26 protein-coding genes are annotated in these 21,730 nt (G+C 45.0%); 20 read left to right on the top strand and 6 right to left on the bottom strand.

Translation table 11 applies throughout. From position 1 onward, the window contains the following. The first annotated feature begins 30 nt into the window (after window positions 1–30). Window positions 31–498, top strand: a complete 468-nt coding sequence (locus HRQ85_RS25160) for an EVE domain-containing protein (RefSeq protein ID WP_172380863.1) — start codon at window positions 31–33, stop codon at window positions 496–498. Window positions 499–585: 87 nt separating this feature from the next. Here HRQ85_RS25160 and HRQ85_RS25155 read toward each other — a convergent pair whose 3' ends face one another. Together HRQ85_RS25155 and HRQ85_RS25150 are read right to left on the bottom strand one after the other, a co-directional pair. Continuing rightward, window positions 586–1,413 (bottom strand): Cof-type HAD-IIB family hydrolase, encoded by an 828-nt coding sequence (locus HRQ85_RS25155; RefSeq protein WP_172380862.1) that lies wholly within the window; start codon window positions 1,411–1,413, stop codon window positions 586–588. 182 nt (window positions 1,414–1,595) lie between these two features. After that, window positions 1,596–2,576, bottom strand: coding sequence for an alpha/beta fold hydrolase (locus tag HRQ85_RS25150; RefSeq protein WP_048613039.1), 981 nt, complete (start codon window positions 2,574–2,576; stop codon window positions 1,596–1,598). Between the two features lie 81 nt (window positions 2,577–2,657). On the opposite strand from HRQ85_RS25150, the gene rhtB reads away from it, so the two are divergent. The 7 genes from rhtB to HRQ85_RS25115 all read left to right on the top strand — a co-directional run bounded on the left by rhtB (window position 2,658) and on the right by HRQ85_RS25115 (window position 9,015). Next, window positions 2,658–3,275, top strand: a complete 618-nt coding sequence (gene rhtB, locus HRQ85_RS25145; protein WP_048610767.1) for a homoserine/homoserine lactone efflux protein — start codon at window positions 2,658–2,660, stop codon at window positions 3,273–3,275. 45 nt (window positions 3,276–3,320) lie between these two features. Further along, window positions 3,321–4,541 carry an EAL and HDOD domain-containing protein gene (locus tag HRQ85_RS25140; RefSeq protein WP_172380861.1) on the top strand — a complete coding sequence of 407 codons (1,221 nt, stop codon included), beginning with the start codon at window positions 3,321–3,323 and terminating at the stop codon, window positions 4,539–4,541. Between the two features lie 99 nt (window positions 4,542–4,640). Next, the gene (locus HRQ85_RS25135) at window positions 4,641–4,982 is read left to right on the top strand and encodes a metalloregulator ArsR/SmtB family transcription factor (protein WP_048610763.1); all 342 of its coding nucleotides are present in this window, start codon (window positions 4,641–4,643) and stop codon (window positions 4,980–4,982) included. Between the two features lie 40 nt (window positions 4,983–5,022). After that, window positions 5,023–6,024: an ArsJ-associated glyceraldehyde-3-phosphate dehydrogenase gene (locus tag HRQ85_RS25130; RefSeq protein ID WP_172380860.1), complete on the top strand. Its 1,002-nt coding sequence runs from the start codon at window positions 5,023–5,025 to the stop codon at window positions 6,022–6,024. Window positions 6,025–6,046: 22 nt separating this feature from the next. After that, entirely contained in the window at window positions 6,047–6,538 is a 492-nt protein-coding gene (locus tag HRQ85_RS25125) for a cyclin-dependent kinase inhibitor 3 family protein (protein ID WP_172380859.1), read from the top strand. Window positions 6,539–6,635: 97 nt separating this feature from the next. After that, window positions 6,636–7,856: an organoarsenical effux MFS transporter ArsJ gene (gene arsJ / locus HRQ85_RS25120; RefSeq protein WP_172380858.1), complete on the top strand. Its 1,221-nt coding sequence runs from the start codon at window positions 6,636–6,638 to the stop codon at window positions 7,854–7,856. Between the two features lie 145 nt (window positions 7,857–8,001). Continuing rightward, the gene (locus HRQ85_RS25115; protein WP_017061031.1) at window positions 8,002–9,015 is read left to right on the top strand and encodes an acyltransferase; all 1,014 of its coding nucleotides are present in this window, start codon (window positions 8,002–8,004) and stop codon (window positions 9,013–9,015) included. Window positions 9,016–9,075: 60 nt separating this feature from the next. Here the strand turns inward: HRQ85_RS25115 and HRQ85_RS25110 are convergent, their stop codons facing one another. Next, complete coding sequence (locus HRQ85_RS25110) at window positions 9,076–9,405, bottom strand: DUF2500 domain-containing protein (RefSeq protein WP_172380857.1); 330 nt, start codon at window positions 9,403–9,405, stop codon at window positions 9,076–9,078. A 244-nt stretch (window positions 9,406–9,649) separates the two neighbouring features. Here HRQ85_RS25110 and HRQ85_RS25105 point away from each other — a divergent pair, with 244 nt between their 5' ends. From HRQ85_RS25105 to HRQ85_RS25090, 4 genes are all read left to right on the top strand, one after another. Next, complete coding sequence (locus HRQ85_RS25105) at window positions 9,650–10,024, top strand: hypothetical protein (RefSeq protein WP_004736595.1); 375 nt, start codon at window positions 9,650–9,652, stop codon at window positions 10,022–10,024. A gap of 928 nt (window positions 10,025–10,952) precedes the next feature. Next, window positions 10,953–11,573 (top strand): lysoplasmalogenase, encoded by a 621-nt coding sequence (locus tag HRQ85_RS25100; RefSeq protein ID WP_050622213.1) that lies wholly within the window; start codon window positions 10,953–10,955, stop codon window positions 11,571–11,573. 90 nt (window positions 11,574–11,663) lie between these two features. Continuing rightward, on the top strand, window positions 11,664–11,900 hold the full coding sequence (locus HRQ85_RS25095) for a YecH family metal-binding protein (RefSeq protein WP_017061034.1): 237 nt from the start codon (window positions 11,664–11,666) through the stop codon (window positions 11,898–11,900). A gap of 230 nt (window positions 11,901–12,130) precedes the next feature. After that, the gene (locus HRQ85_RS25090) at window positions 12,131–12,715 is read left to right on the top strand and encodes a YhgN family NAAT transporter (RefSeq protein WP_017063768.1); all 585 of its coding nucleotides are present in this window, start codon (window positions 12,131–12,133) and stop codon (window positions 12,713–12,715) included. A 117-nt stretch (window positions 12,716–12,832) separates the two neighbouring features. Here HRQ85_RS25090 and HRQ85_RS25085 read toward each other — a convergent pair whose 3' ends face one another. Both HRQ85_RS25085 and rsmD read right to left on the bottom strand, forming a co-directional pair. Next, window positions 12,833–13,099, bottom strand: a complete 267-nt coding sequence (locus tag HRQ85_RS25085; RefSeq protein ID WP_016784000.1) for a DUF1145 domain-containing protein — start codon at window positions 13,097–13,099, stop codon at window positions 12,833–12,835. Window positions 13,100–13,109: 10 nt separating this feature from the next. Beyond that, entirely contained in the window at window positions 13,110–13,712 is a 603-nt protein-coding gene (gene rsmD / locus HRQ85_RS25080; RefSeq protein ID WP_017066764.1) for a 16S rRNA (guanine(966)-N(2))-methyltransferase RsmD, read from the bottom strand. A gap of 230 nt (window positions 13,713–13,942) precedes the next feature. On the opposite strand from rsmD, the gene ftsY reads away from it, so the two are divergent. From ftsY to glpG, 6 genes are all read left to right on the top strand, one after another. Continuing rightward, complete coding sequence (gene ftsY / locus HRQ85_RS25075; RefSeq protein WP_172380856.1) at window positions 13,943–15,217, top strand: signal recognition particle-docking protein FtsY; 1,275 nt, start codon at window positions 13,943–13,945, stop codon at window positions 15,215–15,217. 78 nt (window positions 15,218–15,295) lie between these two features. Beyond that, complete coding sequence (gene ftsE / locus HRQ85_RS25070; protein WP_004736585.1) at window positions 15,296–15,973, top strand: cell division ATP-binding protein FtsE; 678 nt, start codon at window positions 15,296–15,298, stop codon at window positions 15,971–15,973. After that, a complete protein-coding gene (gene ftsX / locus HRQ85_RS25065; protein WP_017061038.1) occupies window positions 15,960–16,928 on the top strand; it encodes a permease-like cell division protein FtsX in 969 nt (322 codons plus the stop codon). The genes ftsE and ftsX overlap by 14 nt, the downstream gene beginning before the upstream one ends. Window positions 16,929–17,105: 177 nt before the next feature. Continuing rightward, a complete protein-coding gene (rpoH, locus tag HRQ85_RS25060; protein WP_017055518.1) occupies window positions 17,106–17,963 on the top strand; it encodes an RNA polymerase sigma factor RpoH in 858 nt (285 codons plus the stop codon). 440 nt (window positions 17,964–18,403) lie between these two features. Then, complete coding sequence (gene glpE / locus HRQ85_RS25055) at window positions 18,404–18,724, top strand: thiosulfate sulfurtransferase GlpE (protein WP_017061039.1); 321 nt, start codon at window positions 18,404–18,406, stop codon at window positions 18,722–18,724. A 58-nt stretch (window positions 18,725–18,782) separates the two neighbouring features. Continuing rightward, window positions 18,783–19,625 carry a rhomboid family intramembrane serine protease GlpG gene (glpG, locus tag HRQ85_RS25050; protein WP_172380855.1) on the top strand — a complete coding sequence of 281 codons (843 nt, stop codon included), beginning with the start codon at window positions 18,783–18,785 and terminating at the stop codon, window positions 19,623–19,625. Window positions 19,626–19,711: 86 nt separating this feature from the next. On the opposite strand, the gene HRQ85_RS25045 is transcribed toward glpG, so the two are convergent. Beyond that, window positions 19,712–20,119 (bottom strand): flagellar basal body-associated protein FliL, encoded by a 408-nt coding sequence (locus HRQ85_RS25045; RefSeq protein ID WP_048610748.1) that lies wholly within the window; start codon window positions 20,117–20,119, stop codon window positions 19,712–19,714. A gap of 162 nt (window positions 20,120–20,281) precedes the next feature. Between HRQ85_RS25045 and HRQ85_RS25040 the strand changes: the two genes are divergently transcribed. After that, window positions 20,282–20,824, top strand: coding sequence for a chorismate lyase (locus HRQ85_RS25040; RefSeq protein WP_172380854.1), 543 nt, complete (start codon window positions 20,282–20,284; stop codon window positions 20,822–20,824). Then, window positions 20,825–21,679 (top strand): 4-hydroxybenzoate octaprenyltransferase, encoded by an 855-nt coding sequence (gene ubiA, locus HRQ85_RS25035; protein WP_048610746.1) that lies wholly within the window; start codon window positions 20,825–20,827, stop codon window positions 21,677–21,679. Window positions 21,680–21,730: the final 51 nt, after the last annotated feature.

The raw sequence follows: 21,730 nt of genomic DNA, 5'->3' as shown, positions 1-21,730 counted from the left end.
TCCTCGGAGCAACCGTTAATTGGATTTATTATGGCATATTGGTTATTTAAAACAGAACCCGACACCTTCTCTATTCAGACTCTGAGGGTACAAAAAACCTCTTGTTGGGAGGGTGTACGCAACTATCAGGCTCGAAACATGATGCGTGATGACGTCAAGCTTGGAGATTTGGTGATGATATACCATTCATCATGCAAAAAAGTTGGCGTAGCGGGGATCGCTAAAGTAACCAGAGAAGCCTACCCAGACCACTTTCAGTTCGACCCAGAGAGTGATTACTACGATCCTAAGTCTTCACCTGATAACCCGCGCTGGATTATGGTGGATGTCGAGTTTGTGCGAGTGACTGATCGCTTGATTCCTTTGGCAACGCTTAAAGCCATGCCTGAACTCTCCGAAATGCCATTGGTGAAGCGCGGCAATCGCTTATCGATCATGCCGGTTACCGAACAAGAGTGGCAGGCAATCTTAAGCAAAGAAGTACTAGGTTCTCGATAGCGTTAGAGAGAGCTTTTTACGTAAGGTTCAAAAAAGGCAGCCCGTTGGCTGCCTTTTTATTTATTCAGATCTCTTCAACGAGCGAGATTAGAGCAGGTGCTTTTCTAGATAGTGAGCAACGGCATCGTCTGCGTTACTGCCAATCACTTCATTGTCTGGTAGTGCTTTCATCACTTTCTCATGTGATGTGCCCATGATTAGCCCTTTACCTGCCATAGCCAGCATTTCAGCGTCGTTCATGCCATCACCAAAGGCAATACAGTTGTCCAGTGTCAGGTTCAGTGATTTCGCAACAGCGTCTAGAGCGTGGCCTTTAGAGACTTCAGCGGCCATCACTTCCAGACACCAAGGTGTAGAGAAGGCGATGTTCAGTTTGTCGCCAAAAGCATCTCTTAGCTTTTGTTCAAACGTGACGAGATATTCGTGGTCTTGTTCTGGGTGTGTGAAGAAGACTTTCGCGATGCCTTCGCTTGGTGCGTTTTCAGCTTCAAAGCGCTTGTAGCTAAAGCCAGACTCACTGTGGAATTTAGCCAACATTTCATCTTCACGGTCTAGTAGCCAATCTTCATTCTGGTACATGTGAATAAAGAGGTTTGGATCTTGGCGAACAATATCAATAACCGGCTGAACGAGTTCCTGAGGTACGTTCTGGCTATACATTAGTTGATCATTCTGGTCATGCACGCGTGCACCGTTTGAAGTGATCATGTACGCCGGAATGCCTGCTATCTGACGAATACCCGCCACATCGACGTGGTGACGACCCGTTGCGAAGATAAAGGTATAACCTTGGTCGTGTAATTTCTTAAGCGTTAGCTTGGTAAAGTCGCTTAGCTGATGGTTGGGAGCCAAAAGCGTACCATCTAAATCAGAAGCAACAATTTTCACGGAATCTTTTAGTGCAAGAATACTCATTTAACCCTCATTGCAAAATGCTTAACCAATATTGACGCTAGCCAGCGCTAGAATCGTTTTAACTACAATATCTCTAGGTAGAAATTGTATGCCAAATTCATGCAAGAAAAGAGGGCAAAGCTCACTTACTTCTCTTCCTCTTTAGCGCTTATTTTCTTGGTAGGTTGCTTAGCCTATTAGCATTAGGCGAAAAACTGGTTGATCGCATCCAGTGTTTGATTGCGATATTCATCTTGCTCAAACAACACCTCATGCCTAGAACCCTCAACCAACTTAAACTGACAATCAGAGTTGGTTTTCTTCAGCTTAGAGATGAACTTTACTTGAGCACTGTTACTGACAATTTTTTCGTCCCCAGCTTGAATCAATAGCAGAGGGATCTTGATTTGACGAGTTTGTTGAATCGCTTGCTTGGCGGCCATTAACCCTTGCCACACCCAACGCGTGCTTGGTCCACCCACCTGCAAAGATGGAGACTCGTCATATAAGCGGCGGAACCACTGATAGCGAACCTTACTGTGGCTCAGTAAGTTGTTTTCAAATGGCTTCGAATAATACGCTTGCTGCCCCGGCGCGTAAGTCGGCTTGGCATAAAACGCGGTAAGCACTTGTCCAACGATCATCGCGATAGGTTTCAGGTACCACTCGGTATTGATACCAAACATCGGAGCGCACAGAGTCACCTTATCAAACGGGTGGTCTGGATGGGTTTGTAGGTAGCGAGTAGCTATGGTGCTGCCCATTGAGTGTGCGAGCAGGTAGCGATTGGAATACTTACTGAGATCAAAACTGGCAATGACGTCAGACATGTCAGATGCATAATCATCAAACTCATGAATGTGACCAATGTCAGAGTCTGTTACCATACGTTCAGACTGGCCTTGACCTTGGTGGTCAAATGAATAAACGTCATAGCCTTGTTGATAGAAGTCATAAAAGAGTTCTTGGTATTTTTGGCAGCACTCAATGCGGCCATTTGAAATAACAATCGCCTTGGTATGAGTCTCTGAAGTCAGGCTACACCAGTACAGCTTCTTTTTACCGGATGTTGTTACATACCCATCTTTTCGTTGTTGCCAAAGGGTGGGGATCGGGTGTTTAATCGCTTGCTCGAATTGAGGTTCTTGCGTGTACGAAATCGGGGCGCCGCTGTGGTTTTCCATGGGAAATTACCTGAACTGATGCGTGTGAGAGCTTTATTGCTACTAATGTTGTTAGATTAAAGAACTAGTAAGGAAATGCAAATGGATACTCATGTTTGGCTTGCTTATGTCGTCACGGCGATATTGTTTAGTTTGGCTCCGGGCTCAGGTACCGTTAACTCAATCAGCAATGGGCTAAGTTATGGCACCAAGAAGTCACTTGCGTCGATCGCGGGCTTACAGCTCGGTCTTGCATTCCACATCATGCTGGTGGGCGCGGGCATTGGTGCATTAGTCGCTCAATCCGCGTTGGCGTTCACCATCATCAAATGGGTGGGCGTGGTTTACCTTCTTTGGTTGGGTATTCAAAAGTGGCGTGACAACTCTAGCTTAGTGGCTTCACAAGAAAACTCGACGCTATCGAGTGGCAAGCTGCTTAGAAATGCGGTGCTGATTAACCTTACCAACCCAAAATCTATTGTGTTTTTGGTGGCTCTTTTCCCTCAATTTATCGATCCAACACAGCCGCAAGCACCACAATTATTAGTGTTAGGTGTTACAACAGTATTCATTGATAGCGTTGTTATGTTGGGCTACACCTCATTAGCTTCACAAATGGGACGTTTTATTCGTTCAGATCGCATAATGGGTAAGATAAATAAAATCTTTGGTGGTATGTTCATGGGCTGCGGCGCATTGCTGGCAGCCGCCAAAGCCTAATCAAAGCAATAGAGTTATAGTTAAACCAATTAGAGTTATCAAGAAATGACCGCTACCTACGTTGCTCGACAACCTATCTTAAACCGTAAGAAGAACACGCTTGGTTATGAGCTGCTGTTTCGTGACGGAGAAAGGAATGCCTATCCAGCGCATATAGAGTCTAATCGAGCAACGTATCGTCTAATTGTTGAGAACTTCTTGTCGGTTGGGCTTAACCCGTCGATCCCATCTTCACGCTGCTTTATTAACTTCCCATACCAAAGCTTGATTCGTCGGTTACCTTTGAGCTTGCCGAAAGACAAGGTGGTGGTTGAGATCCTTGAAACCTGCCAACCGACCGACGAATTATTAGAAGCCGTTAAAGAGCTGTATCAAGCGGGGTACATGATTGCCTTAGATGACTTTACTTCGACGCCAGAATGGGAACGTTTCCTCAAATACACGCATATTGTTAAGCTCGATATCATGCAGATGGGCTTGGATGAGGCGTGTGATTTGGTCAAAGCACATCAAGGGAAAAAGTTTAGCTTTCTTGCTGAACGAGTCGAAACCGAACAAGAATTCCAGCAAGCCAAAGATGCGGGCTTTAAGTTCTTCCAAGGCTATTTCTTTAGCAAGCCGGAAATAATCAAGACTAAGTACATCAGCCCTGAGCAAGTGATTGCGATGGAGCTGTTCCAAGAGGTGTGTAAGCCCGATGTCGACTTTCAGCGTGTCGAGAACATAGTTGCGAAAGATGTAGCCTTGTCTTATAAGCTACTGCGCTTTGTGAACACCATGTCGCCTCGTCTAGAAGTGACCATCTCTTCATTTCGTCAGGCCTTGGTGTATCTAGGGCAAGAAAAACTGAAAATGTTTGTTTCGCTGGCGGTGGCGTCTTACGTCTCGGATAAAAAACCGAAAGAGTTGTATGGCTTGTCTTTGCAGCGTGCACAGTTTTGCCAGCGTATGTCTCGTTATCAGGCATTTGAAGGACATACCGAGCAAGCCTTTATGATTGGTTTGTTCTCGTTGTTGGATGCATTGCTCGACCTATCGTTAGAGAATTTAGTAGAGCAACTGCCTTTGTGTAAAAGTATCAAGGTGGCTCTGCTTCGTAGAGAAGGGCCATATGGTACCTTGCTCGCACTTGAAGAGAGCTTTGAGCATGCCGATTGGCAACAGATTGATGAGCACTGCGCTGATTTAGGATTAAGCGTGGATCAGGTCAAAACGGAGCTTACTGAAGCGCGCCGTTGGAGCCATACCGTGACTAACCAGCTCTGATATTTCTTCGTTAAACTTTTATGACAATTGAAACGCACGCCTTGACGTGCGTTTTTTTATAACTAATATATACGCATATCCATATATGAGTATGTTTTTATGCTTCCTCACCAATTTTTTAAATTACTGTCCGATGAAACGCGAGTGCGTTGCTTAATGATGATTGTGCGCCAAGAGTGCCTTTCTGTTGGTGAGTTGACTCAGGCATTACAAGAAAGTCAGCCAAAGGTTTCACGCCACCTTGCGCAGTTGCGTTCAAACGGTATTTTGACTGATGTTCGCCAAGGACAGTGGGTATTTTACCGTCTGTCAAAAGATTTACCGGGTTGGATGCTAAAGTTAATTGATGACCTTATCGCATCGAACTGTTTGAAAACTGAATACCAGCAAGATATTGAGCGCTTAGAGTCGATGAACTCACGCCCAGTATGTTGCGTTTAATTCTTAATTTAAGTTTCACCACTAACTGAGAGAACACACAATGACAGTTAAAGTAGGTATCAATGGTTTTGGTCGCATCGGCCGTCTAGCACTTCGCGCAGCATTCGATTGGGATGAGCTAGAATTTGTTCAAATTAACGATGTTGCTGGCGACACAACAACACTGGCTCACCTTCTTGAGTTCGATTCGGTTCAAGGTCGTTGGAACCACGAAGTGTCTGTTGAAGGCGATGAGATGATCATCAACGGTCAACGCATCAAAACCACAAAAGAGCGCGACATTGATGCGATCGATTGGTCTGGTTGTGATGTGGTTATCGAAGCGACAGGTGTTCACCGTAAGACTGCTTTCCTAAACAAATACCTAGAGCAAGGCGTGAAGCGCGTTGTGGTATCTGCGCCAGTGAAAGAAGAAGGCATTGCAAACATCGTTGTAGGTGTGAACGACAATATCTTCGACCCTGCGGTACACAAAATCGTAACGGCAGCGTCTTGTACGACTAACTGTATCGCGCCAGTGGTTAAGGTGATCAACGAGAAGCTTGGTATCGAGAACGCAGCGTTCACCACTATTCACGATCTAACTAACACGCAAACTATTCTTGATGCGCCCCATAAAGACTTACGCCGTGCACGTGCATGTGGCATGAGCCTTATCCCAACAACAACGGGTAGCGCTAAGGCGATTGTTGAGATCTTCCCGGAGCTTGAAAACCGCATCAACGGCCACGCAGTTCGTGTACCTCTAGCGAACGCTTCTCTAACAGACATCATCTTCGAAGTGAAGCAAGACACCACGGTAGAAGAAGTTAACGCGATGCTGAAAGAAGCGTCTCAGAATGAACTAAAAGGCATTCTTGGCTTTGAAGAGCGTCCACTGGTTTCCATCGATTACAAAGGCGACCAACGCTCAACAATCGTGGATGCACTATCAACTATGTTGGTCGGTAAGCGCATGGTTAAGATCTACGCTTGGTACGACAACGAGATGGGTTACGCAACACGTACTGCTGAGCTGGTTCGCACCGTTGGCCTTGCTTAATTAAGAATCTGGAGAAGATATAATGACACATCCAACATGGCAACTAGACCTAGAGCAAGGTTCGCTAATCCTGACTCCATGCCCAGGTACAAAAGAAGCAACGCTTGATGCATCACTGGCTCAACTAAAAGAGCAAGGCGTTGAAGCTATCGTGACAGCACTTGATGACCATGAGCTTGCAAGCAAAGACGTGGCGGCACTTGGTGAAAAAACACGTGCGCTAGGCATGCAATGGTTCCAAATCGAAATTGAAGACGACTGTGCACCGGGTGTTGATTTTGCTGCGAAGTGGCAAGCGGCTAGCCCTGAGCTACATAACATCGTTGATAACGGCGGCAAGGTTGCGATGCATTGTATGGGTGGCTCTGGTCGCACTGGTTTGTTCGCGGCTCACCTACTGTTAGAAAAAGGCTGGGATTTGAGCAAAGTTGTTCAAGAGGTGCAGGCACTGCGTCCCGGCGCATTTACTAAGCCTATTCAGGTTGAGTACATTAATGGCGTAGCGAACAGCTAATAAGCCATCGTTGTTATACAAGGAGCTTTTGGTATCTGGAGTGTTTAGCTTATCGTGATCCAAAAGCTCTTTTTGTTTAGATTGCAGAGATAGCGTTATGTTTTCAAATCTAAGTAAGAGCGTTCGCCAATACATGTTGGTGACTTTTAACTACTGGAACTTCACCATTACTGATGGTGCACTTCGCATGCTGGTGGTTCTGTATTTTTACGACCTTGGTTACAGTTCGTTAGAAATCGCCTCACTGTTCCTTTTCTATGAATTCTTTGGTGTGGTGACTAACCTAATTGGTGGCTGGTTAGGGGCGCGTCTTGGCCTCAATAAGACCATGAACATCGGGTTAGGCATGCAAGTTGTCGCCTTGGGTATGCTCGCTGTGCCAACGGCAATGCTGACCATTCCTTGGGTCATGGCGGCGCAAGCCTTGTCTGGTATCGCTAAAGACCTCAATAAGATGAGTGCCAAGAGTTCAATTAAGACTTTGGTTCCTGATGAACAACAGGGCGCACTTTATAAGTGGATTGCGATTCTGACCGGATCTAAGAATGCGCTTAAAGGGGCTGGCTTCTTTATTGGTGGTTTGCTGCTTTCAACGATTGGCTTCCAATACGCCGTGCTCGCGATGGCAGCCGTGTTGGCATTGGTCTTCATTGGCAGTGTGTTGAGCTTAGAAGCGGACATGGGCAAAGCGAAAACCAAGCCTAAGTTCAAACAGATCTTCTCTAAGTCTGAATCCATCAACATCCTATCCGCAGCACGTATGTTCCTGTTTGGCGCTCGTGATGTGTGGTTTGTAATTGCTTTGCCGATTTACCTAGGCAGTGTGTTTGGTTGGGATCACTCATGGGTTGGTGGTTTCTTAGCGGCTTGGACTATCGCTTATGGCTTTGTACAGGGCATTGCGCCGAAGATTACTGGTAAAGCTCAAGGCAAGGTGCCAGATGGCCATGCCGCGCTGTTATGGGCTGGTGCGTTGGCTATCGTGACCGCTGCTATCGCTTATGCAGTACAGATTGGTTGGCAACCAGAGCTCGTTATCGTGGGTGGTTTGATGGTATTTGGTGCCATCTTTGCGGTGAACTCATCACTTCACTCATATTTGATTGTGAGTTATGCGAAAGGCGATGGCGTTTCTCTTGATGTCGGTTTCTACTACATGGCAAACGCGATGGGCCGTTTGATTGGCACGATATTGTCGGGCTTGGTATTCCAAATGGCAGGTTTGTCTGCGTGTCTGTGGGTTTCCTTCGCATTCTTAGCGATAACGACGGTGATCTCTCTGCGTTTACCGAAAGTGCCGCAAACCTCAGCCGCATGATTGAGAGCCAAAGTCGCATAAGCTAGCGTCGTATGAGCTAAATTCGCGATAAGCATCTCCTTTAACACTAAGCTGACTTGGTATTTATTCCGGTCAGCTTTTTTATTGCTATAGTAGAATGATTGAATATTAATCAGGCATTTACATGAAGCAGCGAATTCTCTTTTTTGATTTAGCACGATGTGTCGCGGCCGTAGCGGTTATCGCGATTCATGTTTTGGCGCCTTATCGCAATGAATTGGGCACTATTCCTTTCGGTGAATGGCTTACTGCCATTACGGTAAACGGCTTCAGCCGCTGGGCAGTACCTGTGTTCATCTTGATTACTGGTGCACTGATGCTCAGTGATCAGCGCCCGTTTGACGCCAAATACTACCTCAAGCGTCGTCTGGGCAAGGTACTGATACCTTTCATTGTCTGGTCGCTTTTCTATACCTATCTGTCGGGTTGGTCGGCAATGGGCTTTGATGCCGACGTCAGTTGGGACGTGTTGCTTAATAGCTACCATCATTACACCTATTACCATCTTGGTTTCTTCTATTACTTCATCCCACTCTACTTTGTGATTCCGTTCTTGCAGATCATGGTCAGAAAGTACGGTGATAGATCGGTCTATGCCTTTACGGCGGTATGGTTGTTCACAACATTGCTGTTCTTACTAAAAATCGATGGCCCTTGGAGCCACGAATTGTGGTTGTACACCGGTTACTTACCATTGGGTTACTTGCTGTATAAGATTGTGCCACTTAACAAGATGACAGTTGGCGTGAGTGTTTTACTGGGTGGGCTAGCGTTACTAACCACGGTTTACATGGTCGTTGATGCAAGCTTGGTGGCAGAAGAGTACACGGTAGGGCGCTGGTTATCTTACAAAACGTTGAATACCGTATTAGCCGCGAGCATGGTGTTCATGGTATGCCGTTACTATGGTGAAGGCCTTTCTGAGAAGAGTAACCAAGTGGTTGGCTTTATCAGTAAGCACAGCTTAGGTATTTACCTGCTGCACCCGATTTTCTTGTGGCCGATGAAAGAGTTTGGTTGGTACCAAGGACATCCGGCATGGGTCATTCCATTATGGATTGTGATCAGCGGAGCTGGCGCGTTATGGATGAGCTGGTTGGTGTCTAAGTCAGAGAAAACACGTTGGTTATTGCCTTAGCGGTGAGTACTAAGGCTTTCTGATGGATTGCTTAGGGACGAAAGTTGAAGCGGCTGACGTTTAGCGCTTCAACGCAAAGTGTAAGAACTTATCGCCTTGGTAGGTTAAGGTTCCTTTGTCGCCAGGGTTAAGGGCGTGGAAATAGTGGATGCCGACTTGGAATTCTCGCTTCGGACCAACCACACCACGTTGAACGTAAATCCAGTACTCTTGATCTTCTTGGCCCGGTTCTGCGTCATGAAGGTCGATGGATTGTTTGTCTAACACCGTGACATTCACTTTCTTCTCTGGCGCATTTTCACCTTGCGAGTGTTTTCGATAGAAACCAATAAATACCCAAGCCGCTAGAGCTGCGAGTGCAAAGATGGCAAAAAAGAGTGAATTAGGCATATAACCTCCATGTAGTCGTGATGGTTATTCTAGTCTTTCAGGCAATAGGGATATGTGTTTAAAGCCGTTATTCGTGAACTGTTGTAAGCCAAGCTGATTATTTTTCGGCAGACATCACATTTAATGGTCAGTTTGGGATAAAGCATTGTTATTTATTGTCTCTTTCTCTCGTAAATAACAGTGATTTTGTATAAGAATAGGGAAATGCTCGACTAGAATTATAGTGTGGAGTGGGAGGGCCAAGATGACCGATATTGAAAAAGTGGTGACAAGAACTCGCAATATAGAGAAATTATTGAGGCTTCAATATCATGCCGAAGGCGAAGGATTGCATGAGCTTGTAACAAGCTGTGAAGAAAGGCTACCGCACGATATGGTGAGCAAGCTGCGCTATATCGCAACGTGTCGTAATAAGGTAGTCAATGAACATGAGGCTAAGTTGGAAGACCAACATAAGTTCATCATGATGTGTAACGACTGTGAGAAGGAGCTGACTCCACGTAGTGGTCGTTTTATCTGGCGAGTTGCGATCTTACTGATGATGGCAATGACTTTAGCTGCCGCAGGTTTCTATTATGCGAACTGGGATGTGCTAACACTGCATCTGTTTTCGAAGTGAACAAATTGAACAAAAAAAAGGGACGCTCATGGCGTCCCTTTTTTTATCTGTAACTTGCTTAGTACATCATCGGTAGTGTCATTAGACCTACAACTACCGCGATCATTACAAGTCCTTGTCTTTGCGAAGATGAAATCATAACACTACTCCTAAATTTGGTTGTCTCTCGCTATGTTTTAAAGAATAGCACTACTTATGGCTTTAGATCAAGAATTACTTTCGAAAGCTTTAAAAGTAGTAGAAAACTATGAGTTTTTGGCTTGTTTGGCTGCATTTAACTGTGTTTTATGGTGTGTTCTTATTTTGTTCGTTGTGATTTATGTTTGCTCTAATTTGATTTAACCTGTTGTTTTATAATGGTTGTTTTGTGTAATTTATATTGTTAAAGGTTGTTAAACTGCATTAATAAGGGCTGGTGGTGGCTAGGTTGGTTTTGGTTGGTTTTTTAAATTTTCGGCTTGGTTTTTGTGGCGATTTTTACCGGGGGTTTGAAATAACCTGACAAAACTGGGATTTAAAAAAGAAAACCGGCTACTTTGCAAGTCTAGGCTTGGTTGGTGTTTTTATTTCCCTATTAAGCCTGAGTTTGTTTATTTAAGTTATTGTTATTATTTGCTTTGAATGTGGTTATTTTAATTTTTTAAGTGTGGTATTTGCCGGAATTTGGCCGGTTTTGGTGAGGCCGATAGGTTAGAATTGGCCAAAATTCAAGTATGGCGACTCTAAGGCTAGTTTGAATGGGTTTTGTGATGATTCGTTCTAGTTTTAAACGAATGGCCATTGTCATGGTGGTAATTGTTACGACTTCAATCTAAAGAGACTCTTTTTAGTGGAAGCGTAATCAAGATCCAATTTTGAGGGGCTGAGGCTTTACATCAACACTCGTGTGCCTAGACTGGCGACGATTTAAAGCAATAGGGCAAATGGTATGTGGAGTTGGTTGGCGGTTTCCTTGTCTGGTATCGGAGCAATAGCAGGAACGAAACATGGACATCTCGGTCAGGCCTTATCGTATAAGGTTTTTACCTATGTATTATTGGCGACCATTGCTTTAACTCAATCTGTCGTTGCTGATTTTACCTATTGGGTCGTTGCTGGGTTGGCGGTCTCTGCGATCGCAGATGTCTTGCATACTGTTACTCAAAAACGTCCACTGCATTTTGTTTGCTTCTTGCTGGCTCAGCTCTGTTACAGCAAAGCATTTTGGCTACAGCTATCAGGAGAAATGGTCTGGTGGTTGTTCGCGCTGCTGTTGGCGGCTTGTGTCGTTGCTTTCTTCTTACTTCTGCCTCGCTTAGACAAACTCGTCTTTCCTGTAGTGATCATGGGTATCGTGCTTATTCAGCTTGCATGGGCTTCTGGTGAGCTCTGGTTGCTTGATCCTCAACTGTCGCATGCGGTCGGTTTTGCCGGTTGTGCCGTGTTGCTGCTTTCAGCATTGGCGTACGCGCTAAATTTCTATCGTAGCCCAATTAAGGGTGCCTACTTTTGGGTGACGGGCAGTTACTTTCTGGCACACGCTCTCATTGTTGCTTCCCTTACCATTTAGGGTAGAGCTCGCTTAACTCTGAGCTGCATCAAGGCAGCTCAGATGAAAGTAGGTACTCTACGTCTAGTTCATTAAACATGAGATAGAGTTATGACTACCGAAATTCATGCACACAACGTTTTAAACCTACTGAGTGAAAAGCCACTGACTCGTGAAGAGTTGACGCAAGAGCTCGCTCAAACTTATGGCGCAGAAGCGCGTTTTCATACCTGTAAGCTAAACGGCCTGGATTTAGATGGATTGCTGAAGTTTTTCCTGAAGATGGAAAAGGTCGTGGTTATTGATGACAAGCTTTGCACTAATCGCGAACGTGTGTGTAACCACTGATTCCCAGTGACTTGGTTTTTAGAGCCTTTGGCTTTTATAGATAAGAAGAGTGGATGCGACGTTTCGACTTCACTCTTTAAATTCTCTTTTTACTTTTCTCCTTTCTACCTTTCTATTTACTCTCGCAAAATTCCCTTCTAATTACATAAGTTAATCCTTTTATTACTGCGTTCGAAAATCAATGTTGAGGCTGCTATACTCCGCGCACTTACGCTTTTCGAGACAAACTTATGGAAATTTTATCTGCAGCAACCATGCTGTTTCTTATTATGGACCCGCTTGGCAATCTACCAATCGTGCTCTCTATCCTTAAGCATATTGATCCGAAGCGTCGCCGTATTGTTCTTGTTCGTGAACTGATGTTTGCGCTGGTTATCCTGCTGTTGTTCTTGTTTGCTGGTCAAAGCATCATGAACTTCCTGCATGTGCAGCCTGAAACCTTGAGTATCTCAGGCGGTATTATTCTGTTCATCATCGCGATTAAGATGATTTTCCCAAGTGCGGGCAGTATTACCGGCCTCGCGGCGGGTGAAGAACCGTTTATTGTGCCGATGGCGATCCCAATGATTGCTGGCCCTTCAGTGATTGCGGCATTGATTCTGTTGTCGACACAGCACCCTGACAATATGTTAGAGCTTTCAGGTGCTGTGATGCTGGCTTGGGGTGCTACCTTCTTTATTCTGATGTTTAATGGCTTCTTCCTGCGAGTGCTGGGTGAGAGGGGCCTTAAAGCCATCGAACGCTTGATGGGCTTGTTGTTGGTTATGCTGTCGACGCAAATGTTCCTCGATGGTGTGAAAGGCTACATGGGCTAACATCAATATCATTGCTGAATAAAAAAACGCCGCTCAAATGAGCGGCGTTTTTGTCTTTACTGTTTCTGTCATGATGTTTTCTGTAGCTAAGCGTTTTATATCTAGGCTTAAGCTCGATTACATCATGTGTTTGCGTCGGATATCGAGTAAGGCGAAGACACCGAAAATCAATATTGACCACTTCTCCCAACGTGACATCTCGATCTTATCGCCGAATGCACCGATGAAAATCAGCATCTGCAGGCCGTGCATGAAGAACAAGAATGCTGTCATGATATAAAGCGCAATGGCAGCATTACCCGGAAACGGGTAGAAAATATTTACGATTAAGATAAACCAAACAAAGGCGATGGCTGCTTTTGCTAGTGGAAGCAAGAACTTCATTCAATAACTCCTATTCTTCAGTGATTCGATTGAACAGTCGGTAGCTTGACTGTCCGGTGGTCTTGTCGCGATGCAATTCCCAGTTCTCTGGCATAGCTTCGAGTTTCAGTTCTTTCTCTGTCTCGACGTAAATGATGGCATTGTCTGCAAGCCAACCATTACTCTCAAGCAGTTGTACTGTTTCTGCCAGTAAGCCTTGACGAAATGGTGGATCAAGGAAAACCATATCGTAAGGAGTGCCCGGTTTTTTAAGGAAAGAGATAGCATCAGTATTCACGACATTAATGTTGTCTGCCTTGAGCTCTTTCGCGTTATCAGAAAGCTGTTTGGCCGCCTTTTGATTCATTTCGAGCAGTGTCACCATTTTTGCTTGGCGAGAAGCTGCTTCAAAACCTAGACCACCAGAACCGGCAAATACATCCAAGCAAGTTGAATGTGGGATATCTTGAGCCACCCAGTTAAAGAGCGTCTCTTTTACTCGGTCAATGGTTGGGCGTAATCCTTCTAAATCATGAACAGGTAGTTTTCTACCTCTCCATGAGCCACTAATAATTCGAACAAAGCCTCCGGATGGCTTTTTTTGTGATGTGTTTTGCTGGCGACGTCTTACCATAGATTTTTTGACCGCTAATAAAGTGATACTATACCGAGCCCAATTTAAGTGGGTTCGAGTATTAAATAAATTTGCAATGACAAAGTGTATCAAGCTAAAAGCAAACTTATCACTGCTTTGTCATTTTTCTTTACTATTCGTTTGTACAAGCTTGTATTGTATAACAATAGCAAAGAGTCGACGTGTATTAAGTCAATACAGCTAATTAGTAGATCTAGGAAACTCCTCTGATGACGGAAAAAAAGAAGCGCGGATTATTATCGTGGCTTGGTTTTGGTGAAGAAGAACAAAGCCCAAAAACTCAGAATGAAGCGAACGTAGAAAGCGTTGAAGATCAAACTGAAGTTGAATCACAAGTTGAGGCTGAACAGGTCGCGCCTGAAGCTGAAGAATCTAAGCCAACTGAACCTGAGCAAGCGCTTGAAGAAGCTCAACAAGAGCAGCAACCTGTCGCAGCAGAAGCAGAAGCAGAAGCAGAAGCAGAAGTAGAAGTAGAAGCAGAAGCAGAAGTAGAAGCAGAAGCAGAACAGGAAGAAGTGGCTGCTCCGCAAGCTAAGGTTGAAGAAGTTCAAGAAAAGCCAACAGAAAGCTTCTTTGCTCGCCTCAAGCGCAGCCTAAGCCGCACTAAAGCAAACATCGGTGCGGGTTTCTTTGGTCTGTTCAAAGGCAAGCAAATCGATGAAGACCTGTTTGAAGAGCTAGAAGAGCAACTTCTGATCGCTGACGTGGGTATGAATACCACGGTTAAGATCATTGAAAACCTGACAGAAAAAGCATCTCGCAATGACCTAAAAGACGGTGAAGCGCTTTATGGTCTGCTCAAAGAAGAGATGGCAGACATCTTAAGCCAAGTGGAACAGCCACTGGTTGTTGATACCACTAAAACACCTTACGTTATCTTAATGGTGGGTGTGAACGGTGTAGGTAAGACAACTACGATCGGTAAGCTGGCGAAACAATTCCAAAATGAAGGCAAGAAAGTGATGCTAGCGGCGGGTGATACCTTCCGTGCAGCAGCCGTTGAACAGCTTCAGGTTTGGGGGCAGCGTAACGATGTGCCAGTTATCGCTCAGCACACGGGTGCGGACAGTGCGTCTGTTATCTACGATGCGATTGAAGCAGCGAAGGCTCGTGGTGTTGATGTTGTGATTGCTGATACAGCCGGTCGTTTGCAGAACAAGAGCAACCTGATGGAAGAGCTACGCAAGATCGTTCGTGTAATGAAGAAGATTGATGACTCTGCGCCACACGAAATCATGCTAACGCTCGATGCAGGTACAGGTCAGAACGCTATCAGCCAAGCGAAGTTGTTCAGTGAAGTGGCTCCAGTTACGGGTATTACACTGACTAAGCTAGATGGTACGGCGAAAGGTGGTGTAATTTTCTCAATTGCTGACCAGTTCCAGATTCCAATCCGCTACATTGGTGTGGGTGAAGGTATTGATGACCTGCGTCCATTTGAATCTAAAGACTTCATTGAAGCACTATTTAGCCGCGAAGAGTAACGCGAGTAGCAAAGTGGTTTATCCTTAATCTGCTACCGTTTTTAAATTTGATATTAGTGATCGTAAGAGGAATTTTCGGTGATCAAATTTCAGCAAGTGAGTAAAGCCTACCGAGGTGGAAGACAAGCGCTCCAAAAAGTGGACTTTCACCTGAAACGTGGAGAGATGGCTTTTTTGGGTGGGCACTCTGGGGCTGGTAAAAGTACCTTGCTGAAGTTGATCTGCGCGATAGAGCGTCCAACCGATGGACGTGTCTGGTTCAACGATCACGATATCACTCGTATCCCAGCCAAAGACATTCCTTTCTTACGCCGTAATATTGGAATTGTTTTTCAAGACCACCGCCTGCTGATGGACCGTTCGATTTTCGATAACGTCGCTCTGCCTATGCGTATTGAATCTATTTCTGAAAACGAAATAAAACGCCGAGTCAGTGCTGCGTTGGATAAAACCGGTTTATTAGATAAAGCCCGTTGCTTGCCAAGCCAACTTTCGGGTGGTGAACAACAACGCGTGGGTATTGCTCGCGCCGTGGTTAACCGTCCAACTCTGCTTTTAGCCGATGAGCCCACCGGTAACCTAGACCCTGAATTATCTAATCGTGTATTACGCTTGTTTGAAGAGTTCAACCGCGCAGGTGTGACGATCATCCTAGCGACGCACGATATCGGGTTAGTGAACACTCGCCCTCAGTACCGCCATCTTGAATTAAACCAAGGATTTTTGAGTGAGGTTGAAGATTATGGCCGCGAATAAGCGCATCAAAAAACCTCAATCTAATCGAGCAGCAAACCGCGCTTCAAGCGACGGCTTCTTTGTTGTTCACTGGAAACAAGCCAAGTCATCGTTCTCGCAAATGTGGCAGCGCCCGTTAGGCAACTTGCTGACCCTTGCGGTGATCTCAATGGCGTTGGCGATGCCAGCTTGTTTGTACCTATTAGGTAAAAATGTGGGTGAAGTAGCGCAAGATGTCACTAGCCCGTCACAAATAAGTGCTTATGTAGAGGATGGTATTCCTGAGCCACGAGTAATGGTGCTCAAGGATGAAATCGAAAGTTGGGATCAAGTTGAGCTGGTGGAGTACATTTCTCCGCAGCAAGGGCTTGCAGACCTCAGCCAGTATTCTGGTTTTGAAGATGCCCTAACCATCCTCGACGATTATTCACTGCCAGGTGTGCTGGTGATTACGCCAAGCGTACACAGCGATACCTTAATTAAAGAGCTGGCAGGCACAGTTAAACAACAAGAATTAGTCACCGATGTTCGCCTAGACGAAGATTGGTTAGCGCGATTAGATGCGATCAAAGCATTAGCGGCTGTCATCGTGATTACCTTAACGGTATTGATGTTGGGCGCGGTATTTCTGATTATCGGCAATACACTACGATTTAATGTGTTGGCGCATAAAGAAGAGATTCAAACCATGAAGCTGATTGGTGCGACCGACAGCTACATTCTTCGACCATACCTTTATGCAGGGATGTGGTTTGGCGTTTTAGGTTCGATTAGCGCTTGGGTAATGACGGCATTGATTACCGTATTGCTGAACAGCGCAGTGGATGACTTGGCTCAGCTATACGACAGCCACTTCCGTTTAATTGGTCTGAGTTGGGATGAATCTTTACTGCTTTTGATCGTCGGAACCCTGCTTGGTAGTGTGGCTGCGAAGCTTTCTGCACAGCGTCACCTAAAAGAAATTGAACCAGTTTAGGTGAATAGAGTCATATTTAGACGAAAAATAGGCACTTCTTAACCAGTTTTTGCCTTGTATAGACGAATTGATTATGCATAATTACTTCCCCCTCCTTGAAACCTGTTCATTTTAGGTTCAAGATTGTCGGGTTTTAATAGATGTATTACTCCAGATCAGAGATTGATGAGGAACCGAATGGCAAACCAAGCGTATCAAATGGCTTTAGTCACACAAGATAGTTTAGATAGCTATATCCGCTCAGCGAACAGCTACCCAATGCTGACACCTGAAGAGGAACGTGGACTTGCAGAGCGATTACATTACAAAGGTGAGATCGACGCTGCGAAAGGCTTGATCCTTTCCCACCTACGATTCGTGGTGCACGTTGCAAGAGGCTACTCTGGCTACGGGCTGCCAATGGCTGATCTCGTCCAAGAAGGTAACATCGGCTTGATGAAGGCTGTTAAGCGCTTCAATCCAGAAGTTGGTGTTCGTCTTGTCTCGTTTGCTGTTCACTGGATCAAAGCTGAAATCCATGAATACGTTCTACGTAACTGGCGTATCGTTAAAATTGCGACCACTAAGGCACAGCGTAAACTGTTCTTTAACCTTCGTAAGTCTAAAAAGCGTTTGGGTTGGTTCAATAACGGTGAAGTTGAGACGGTTGCTCGTGAACTGGGTGTTGAGCCTTCAGAAGTTCGTGAGATGGAATCTCGCTTAGCAGCACAAGATGCGACGTTTGAAGCGCCTATGGACGATGACGATGGCGGTTCTGCTTACACTGCTCCAGTTTACTACCTAGAAGACAAAGCGTCAGACGTTGCTGAGACGGTTGAAGCGGCTAACTGGGAGTCACACACCAATAATCGCCTAGGGCTAGCACTAGCAAGCTTAGACGAGCGTAGCCAACACATTGTTCGCTCACGTTGGTTAGACGACAACAAAGCAACACTGCAAGACTTAGCGGATACCTACAGTATCTCAGCTGAGCGTGTTCGCCAGTTAGAAAAGAATGCGATGAAGAAATTGAAACAAGCCGTTGGTGATTTCTAATAGCATCTAGTTTCTATTAGCTTCTACTTTCTAGTAGAGCTAACAAATAGCTGAATTTTGAAAAGGCCGAGATCGAGAGATCTCGGCCTTTTTGTTTTGGATCGATTTCTCAACTTTTGCGATCGAAATTTGCAAAATGATTTTGTGGATAACTCTGTGAGAAGTTTATTCGTCAGCTGTCTAAAAGCAGGGTGTAGTAAGGCTTTGACGGGGTTTTTCGAGTGGGGATATGTTTCAGTTAACCCACAGTTAGAACAGGATCATTACTACATGTTGTGGATCTATTTTTGAAAAGGCACTCTATTCACGTAATTCACAGATTTATCCACAAATGGTGTAAAAGTGATCGCTGGTGGATAACCTTATTAAGTGGATGTGAATGTTAGCCTTGGGATAGGTTACAATGGCAGCAAAGTAAATCAGTATAAAAAGAGAAAGTCATGGACCAGTTTAAACATATCGATGTTAAAGGCGCTCAAGCCCTCATCGAACAAGGCGAAGCTCGACTTGTCGATATACGTGACCCGCAATCTTTTGCGGTTGCCCACCCCAAAACAGCCTACCACCTGACTAACGATACGATGGTGTCGTTCATGGATGAGGTTGAGTTCGAACAACCTATCTTAGTGATGTGCTACCACGGCATCAGTAGCCAAGGTGCAGCACAATATTTAGTGAACCAAGGCTTTGAAGAGGTATATAGTGTTGATGGTGGTTTCGAAGCTTGGCATCGTGCTGAACTTCCAGTGATCGCAGGTTAATTACTTTCATCACCTGAACCGCTTCAAGCATCCCTCATAGAATGAATAGGAAGTAACAATGATTAGATTGATGGTGTTAGACAATCCACGTCTTGCTCAAGCATTTATTGATTATATGGCCTCTCGTCAGATTCCTATTCAGATGTCTCCAGAGGGAGAAGGGCGTTTTGCTCTTTGGCTTCTTGATGACCAATTTCAGGTTGAAACCGAAGCTGAGCTGAATCGTTTTCTGGCTGACCCCAATCATAAGCGCTATCAAGCGGCGTCTTGGGACATGGCAGAGACCAGAAAGAGCAACTTCCATTACCACACGCCAAGCTTTATGGGCATGATCAAAGCCAAAGCAGGCCCTGTGACACTAAGTCTGATGTTGGTGTGTGTGGTGATTTTTGCGCTGCAACAGATCGGTTTTGGCCAAGCAATTTTCAATGCCCTGCATTTCCCAGCGGTTGATGGACAGCAATGGCAATTGTGGCGTTGGCTGAGTCATGCCGTTCTACATTTCTCTGTTATGCACATCGCATTTAATATTTTGTGGTGGTGGCAGCTAGGAGGAGACATTGAGAAGAAACTAGGCAGCCTCAAGCTGCTTCAGATCTTTGCTGTATCTTCTGCGCTTTCAGGCGCTGGGCAGTATTGGGTTGAAGGGGCAAACTTCGGTGGTTTGTCTGGTGTTGTGTATGCCTTGGTTGGTTACTTATGGGTGGTTGGTGCGAAGGCGCCACAACTTGGTTTAGGCATTCCAAGACAGATTGTCGGCTTTATGTTGGTGTGGTTGGTACTTGGGTACATGCAGCCATTTATGGCTATCGCCAATACGGCGCATTTAGCTGGCCTAGCCGCTGGTGTGATTATTGGCTTTATCGATGCGATGAAAGCACCAAGCTCGGCAAGAAGTTAACTCATCTCTTATGGTGAGTAGCTAAACGGTAGAGACAAAAAAGCGGCCAGATGAGCCGCTTTTTTATTGGGATTCGTTTTGCATCATTACTGATAAAGGTACTTGGTAAACAGTAAGTCAGCAATCAGGGTTTTACCTGTCTCTGGAAGCAAAATCTTGTTGAGGTGTTCAACTAAGGATTTTCTTAAGTCTTCACGGCCAGATAGAGATTTAATGGTTTCTTCGTTTTGTTTGCCAAGCAATTCAATCACCGCATCGCGAATCAGTGGTTGGTGATGCTCAATAGCGGCCAAGTCGTTACTATTTGCCACCATGATGTCGAGGCGAACCTGAATGTAGCCCAGTTTTTTACCTTTAGTGTAAAAATTGGTGGTCAGGTCTGGCTCTAGCGTGAAGTAGGCGAGTTTAGCTGCCGACTCCTCTTCAGCGAAACTTGATGCTGAAAAGAGTAGGGTAATCGCAAGAAATATTTGGGCTACATAACGTTTGTGCATATTTGTGACTTTTCTTTAGTTTATTCGCGATATTCGAAACGCATTAGTCTTGTTACAATGAGCGGTCTAAATCTAAATACGTTTACAATTCGAAGAACGCTTTAATTTTGTTCGAAAGTTGAAGCTTTATTGTACGTGTAAAGTCACCTATTGAATACTAGTATGAATCAGCCAATATCGCTGTATCTTAATTCGTTAATGAATGTAGATTGGCAAAGTACAGAAACATTTGATTTTCCTAATGAAACCAGCAAAGAGTGGCTGATGGAGCAAGGTTCTCTTTCCCGCAAGTTGGGGAAGTGCTGTCAGCACCTGTCTGTTGAGTTGCTTCATAATCAAGTTGTAGAACGCTCAATGCTGCAACAGGACGAGGAACATCTTTTATCATCGTTTGATTGCTTACTGCGTAAAGTGATTTTAAAGGGTGATGATGAACCGTGGGTGTTAGGTCGAACCTTGATTCCCCGAGTCACATTAGAAGATCATCAGCACTCAGACCTTTCTCAACAAGGTAATGTCCCGCTTGGATTGACCGTTTTCAGTGCTGAGAACGTGGAGCGAGATGCGCTGCAAGTCGGTTGGGTTAACGCAGGCGATGAGCGATTACTCGCGCGTCGTTCTCGATTATGGATGAACCATAAACCGATGCTTGTGGCAGAACTGTTTTTACCAACATCACCCATTTACTCTAAGGAGAGTGTGTAAATGCTTGCCACCAAAGCGAAGGCGTATTGGCAATTAACGCGAATGAATCGCCCGATTGGTACCCTGTTACTCCTTTGGCCGACCTTGTGGTCACTGATTATCGCCGCACAAGGTATGCCTGATTTTGATGTATTGGTTGTTTTTGTACTCGGCGTAGTGTTGATGCGTTCAGCTGGTTGTGTGATCAATGACTTTGCTGACCGTAAAGTAGATGGTCATGTTAAACGTACCAAGCAGCGTCCATTACCTTCAGGTTTGGTTTCCAGTAAAGAAGCGATTCTGCTCTTTTTAGTGCTAGCCGTGGTTTCATTCTTGCTGGTACTCACTATGAATCCACTGACCATTAAGCTCTCATTTATTGGTGTGGGTCTGGCGTTCATTTACCCTTTCATGAAGCGTTTTACGCATCTTCCACAGTTATTTCTCGGCTTAGCGTTTAGTTGGGCGATACCAATGGCTTGGGCGGCACAAACCAATGAACTGCCAAGCATTGTGTGGTTTATCTTCGTGATTAACGCGTTGTGGACGATTGCTTACGACACGCAATATGCGATGGTTGACCGAGATGATGACTTGAAGATTGGTATTAAATCGACGGCGATTCTATTTGGTCGCTTCGATAAGCTGATTGTGGGCTCTTTGCAACTCGTCACCCTAGCGATGCTGATTGCGTTAGGCATGCATTACCAACTAGGTGATACCTTCTATTGGGCATTGTTGGTAGCGGGAAGCTTGTTTGTGTATCAACAACATCTAATGCGCCACCGTGATCGAGACCTTTGTTTCCAAGCCTTTCTAAACAACAACTATGTTGGAATGGCAGTGACAGCGGGCTTGTTCATTACTTTCTGGTAAGCATCAGCTTTTCGAGTTAACGAATGCTAAAGAAAAAGGCACCCATAGGGT

The sequence above is a fragment of the Vibrio sp. Vb339 genome (assembly GCF_902751245.1).
Taxonomy (GTDB): domain Bacteria; phylum Pseudomonadota; class Gammaproteobacteria; order Enterobacterales; family Vibrionaceae; genus Vibrio; species Vibrio coralliirubri.
This window is presented reverse-complemented; position numbering and strand designations above follow the sequence as displayed.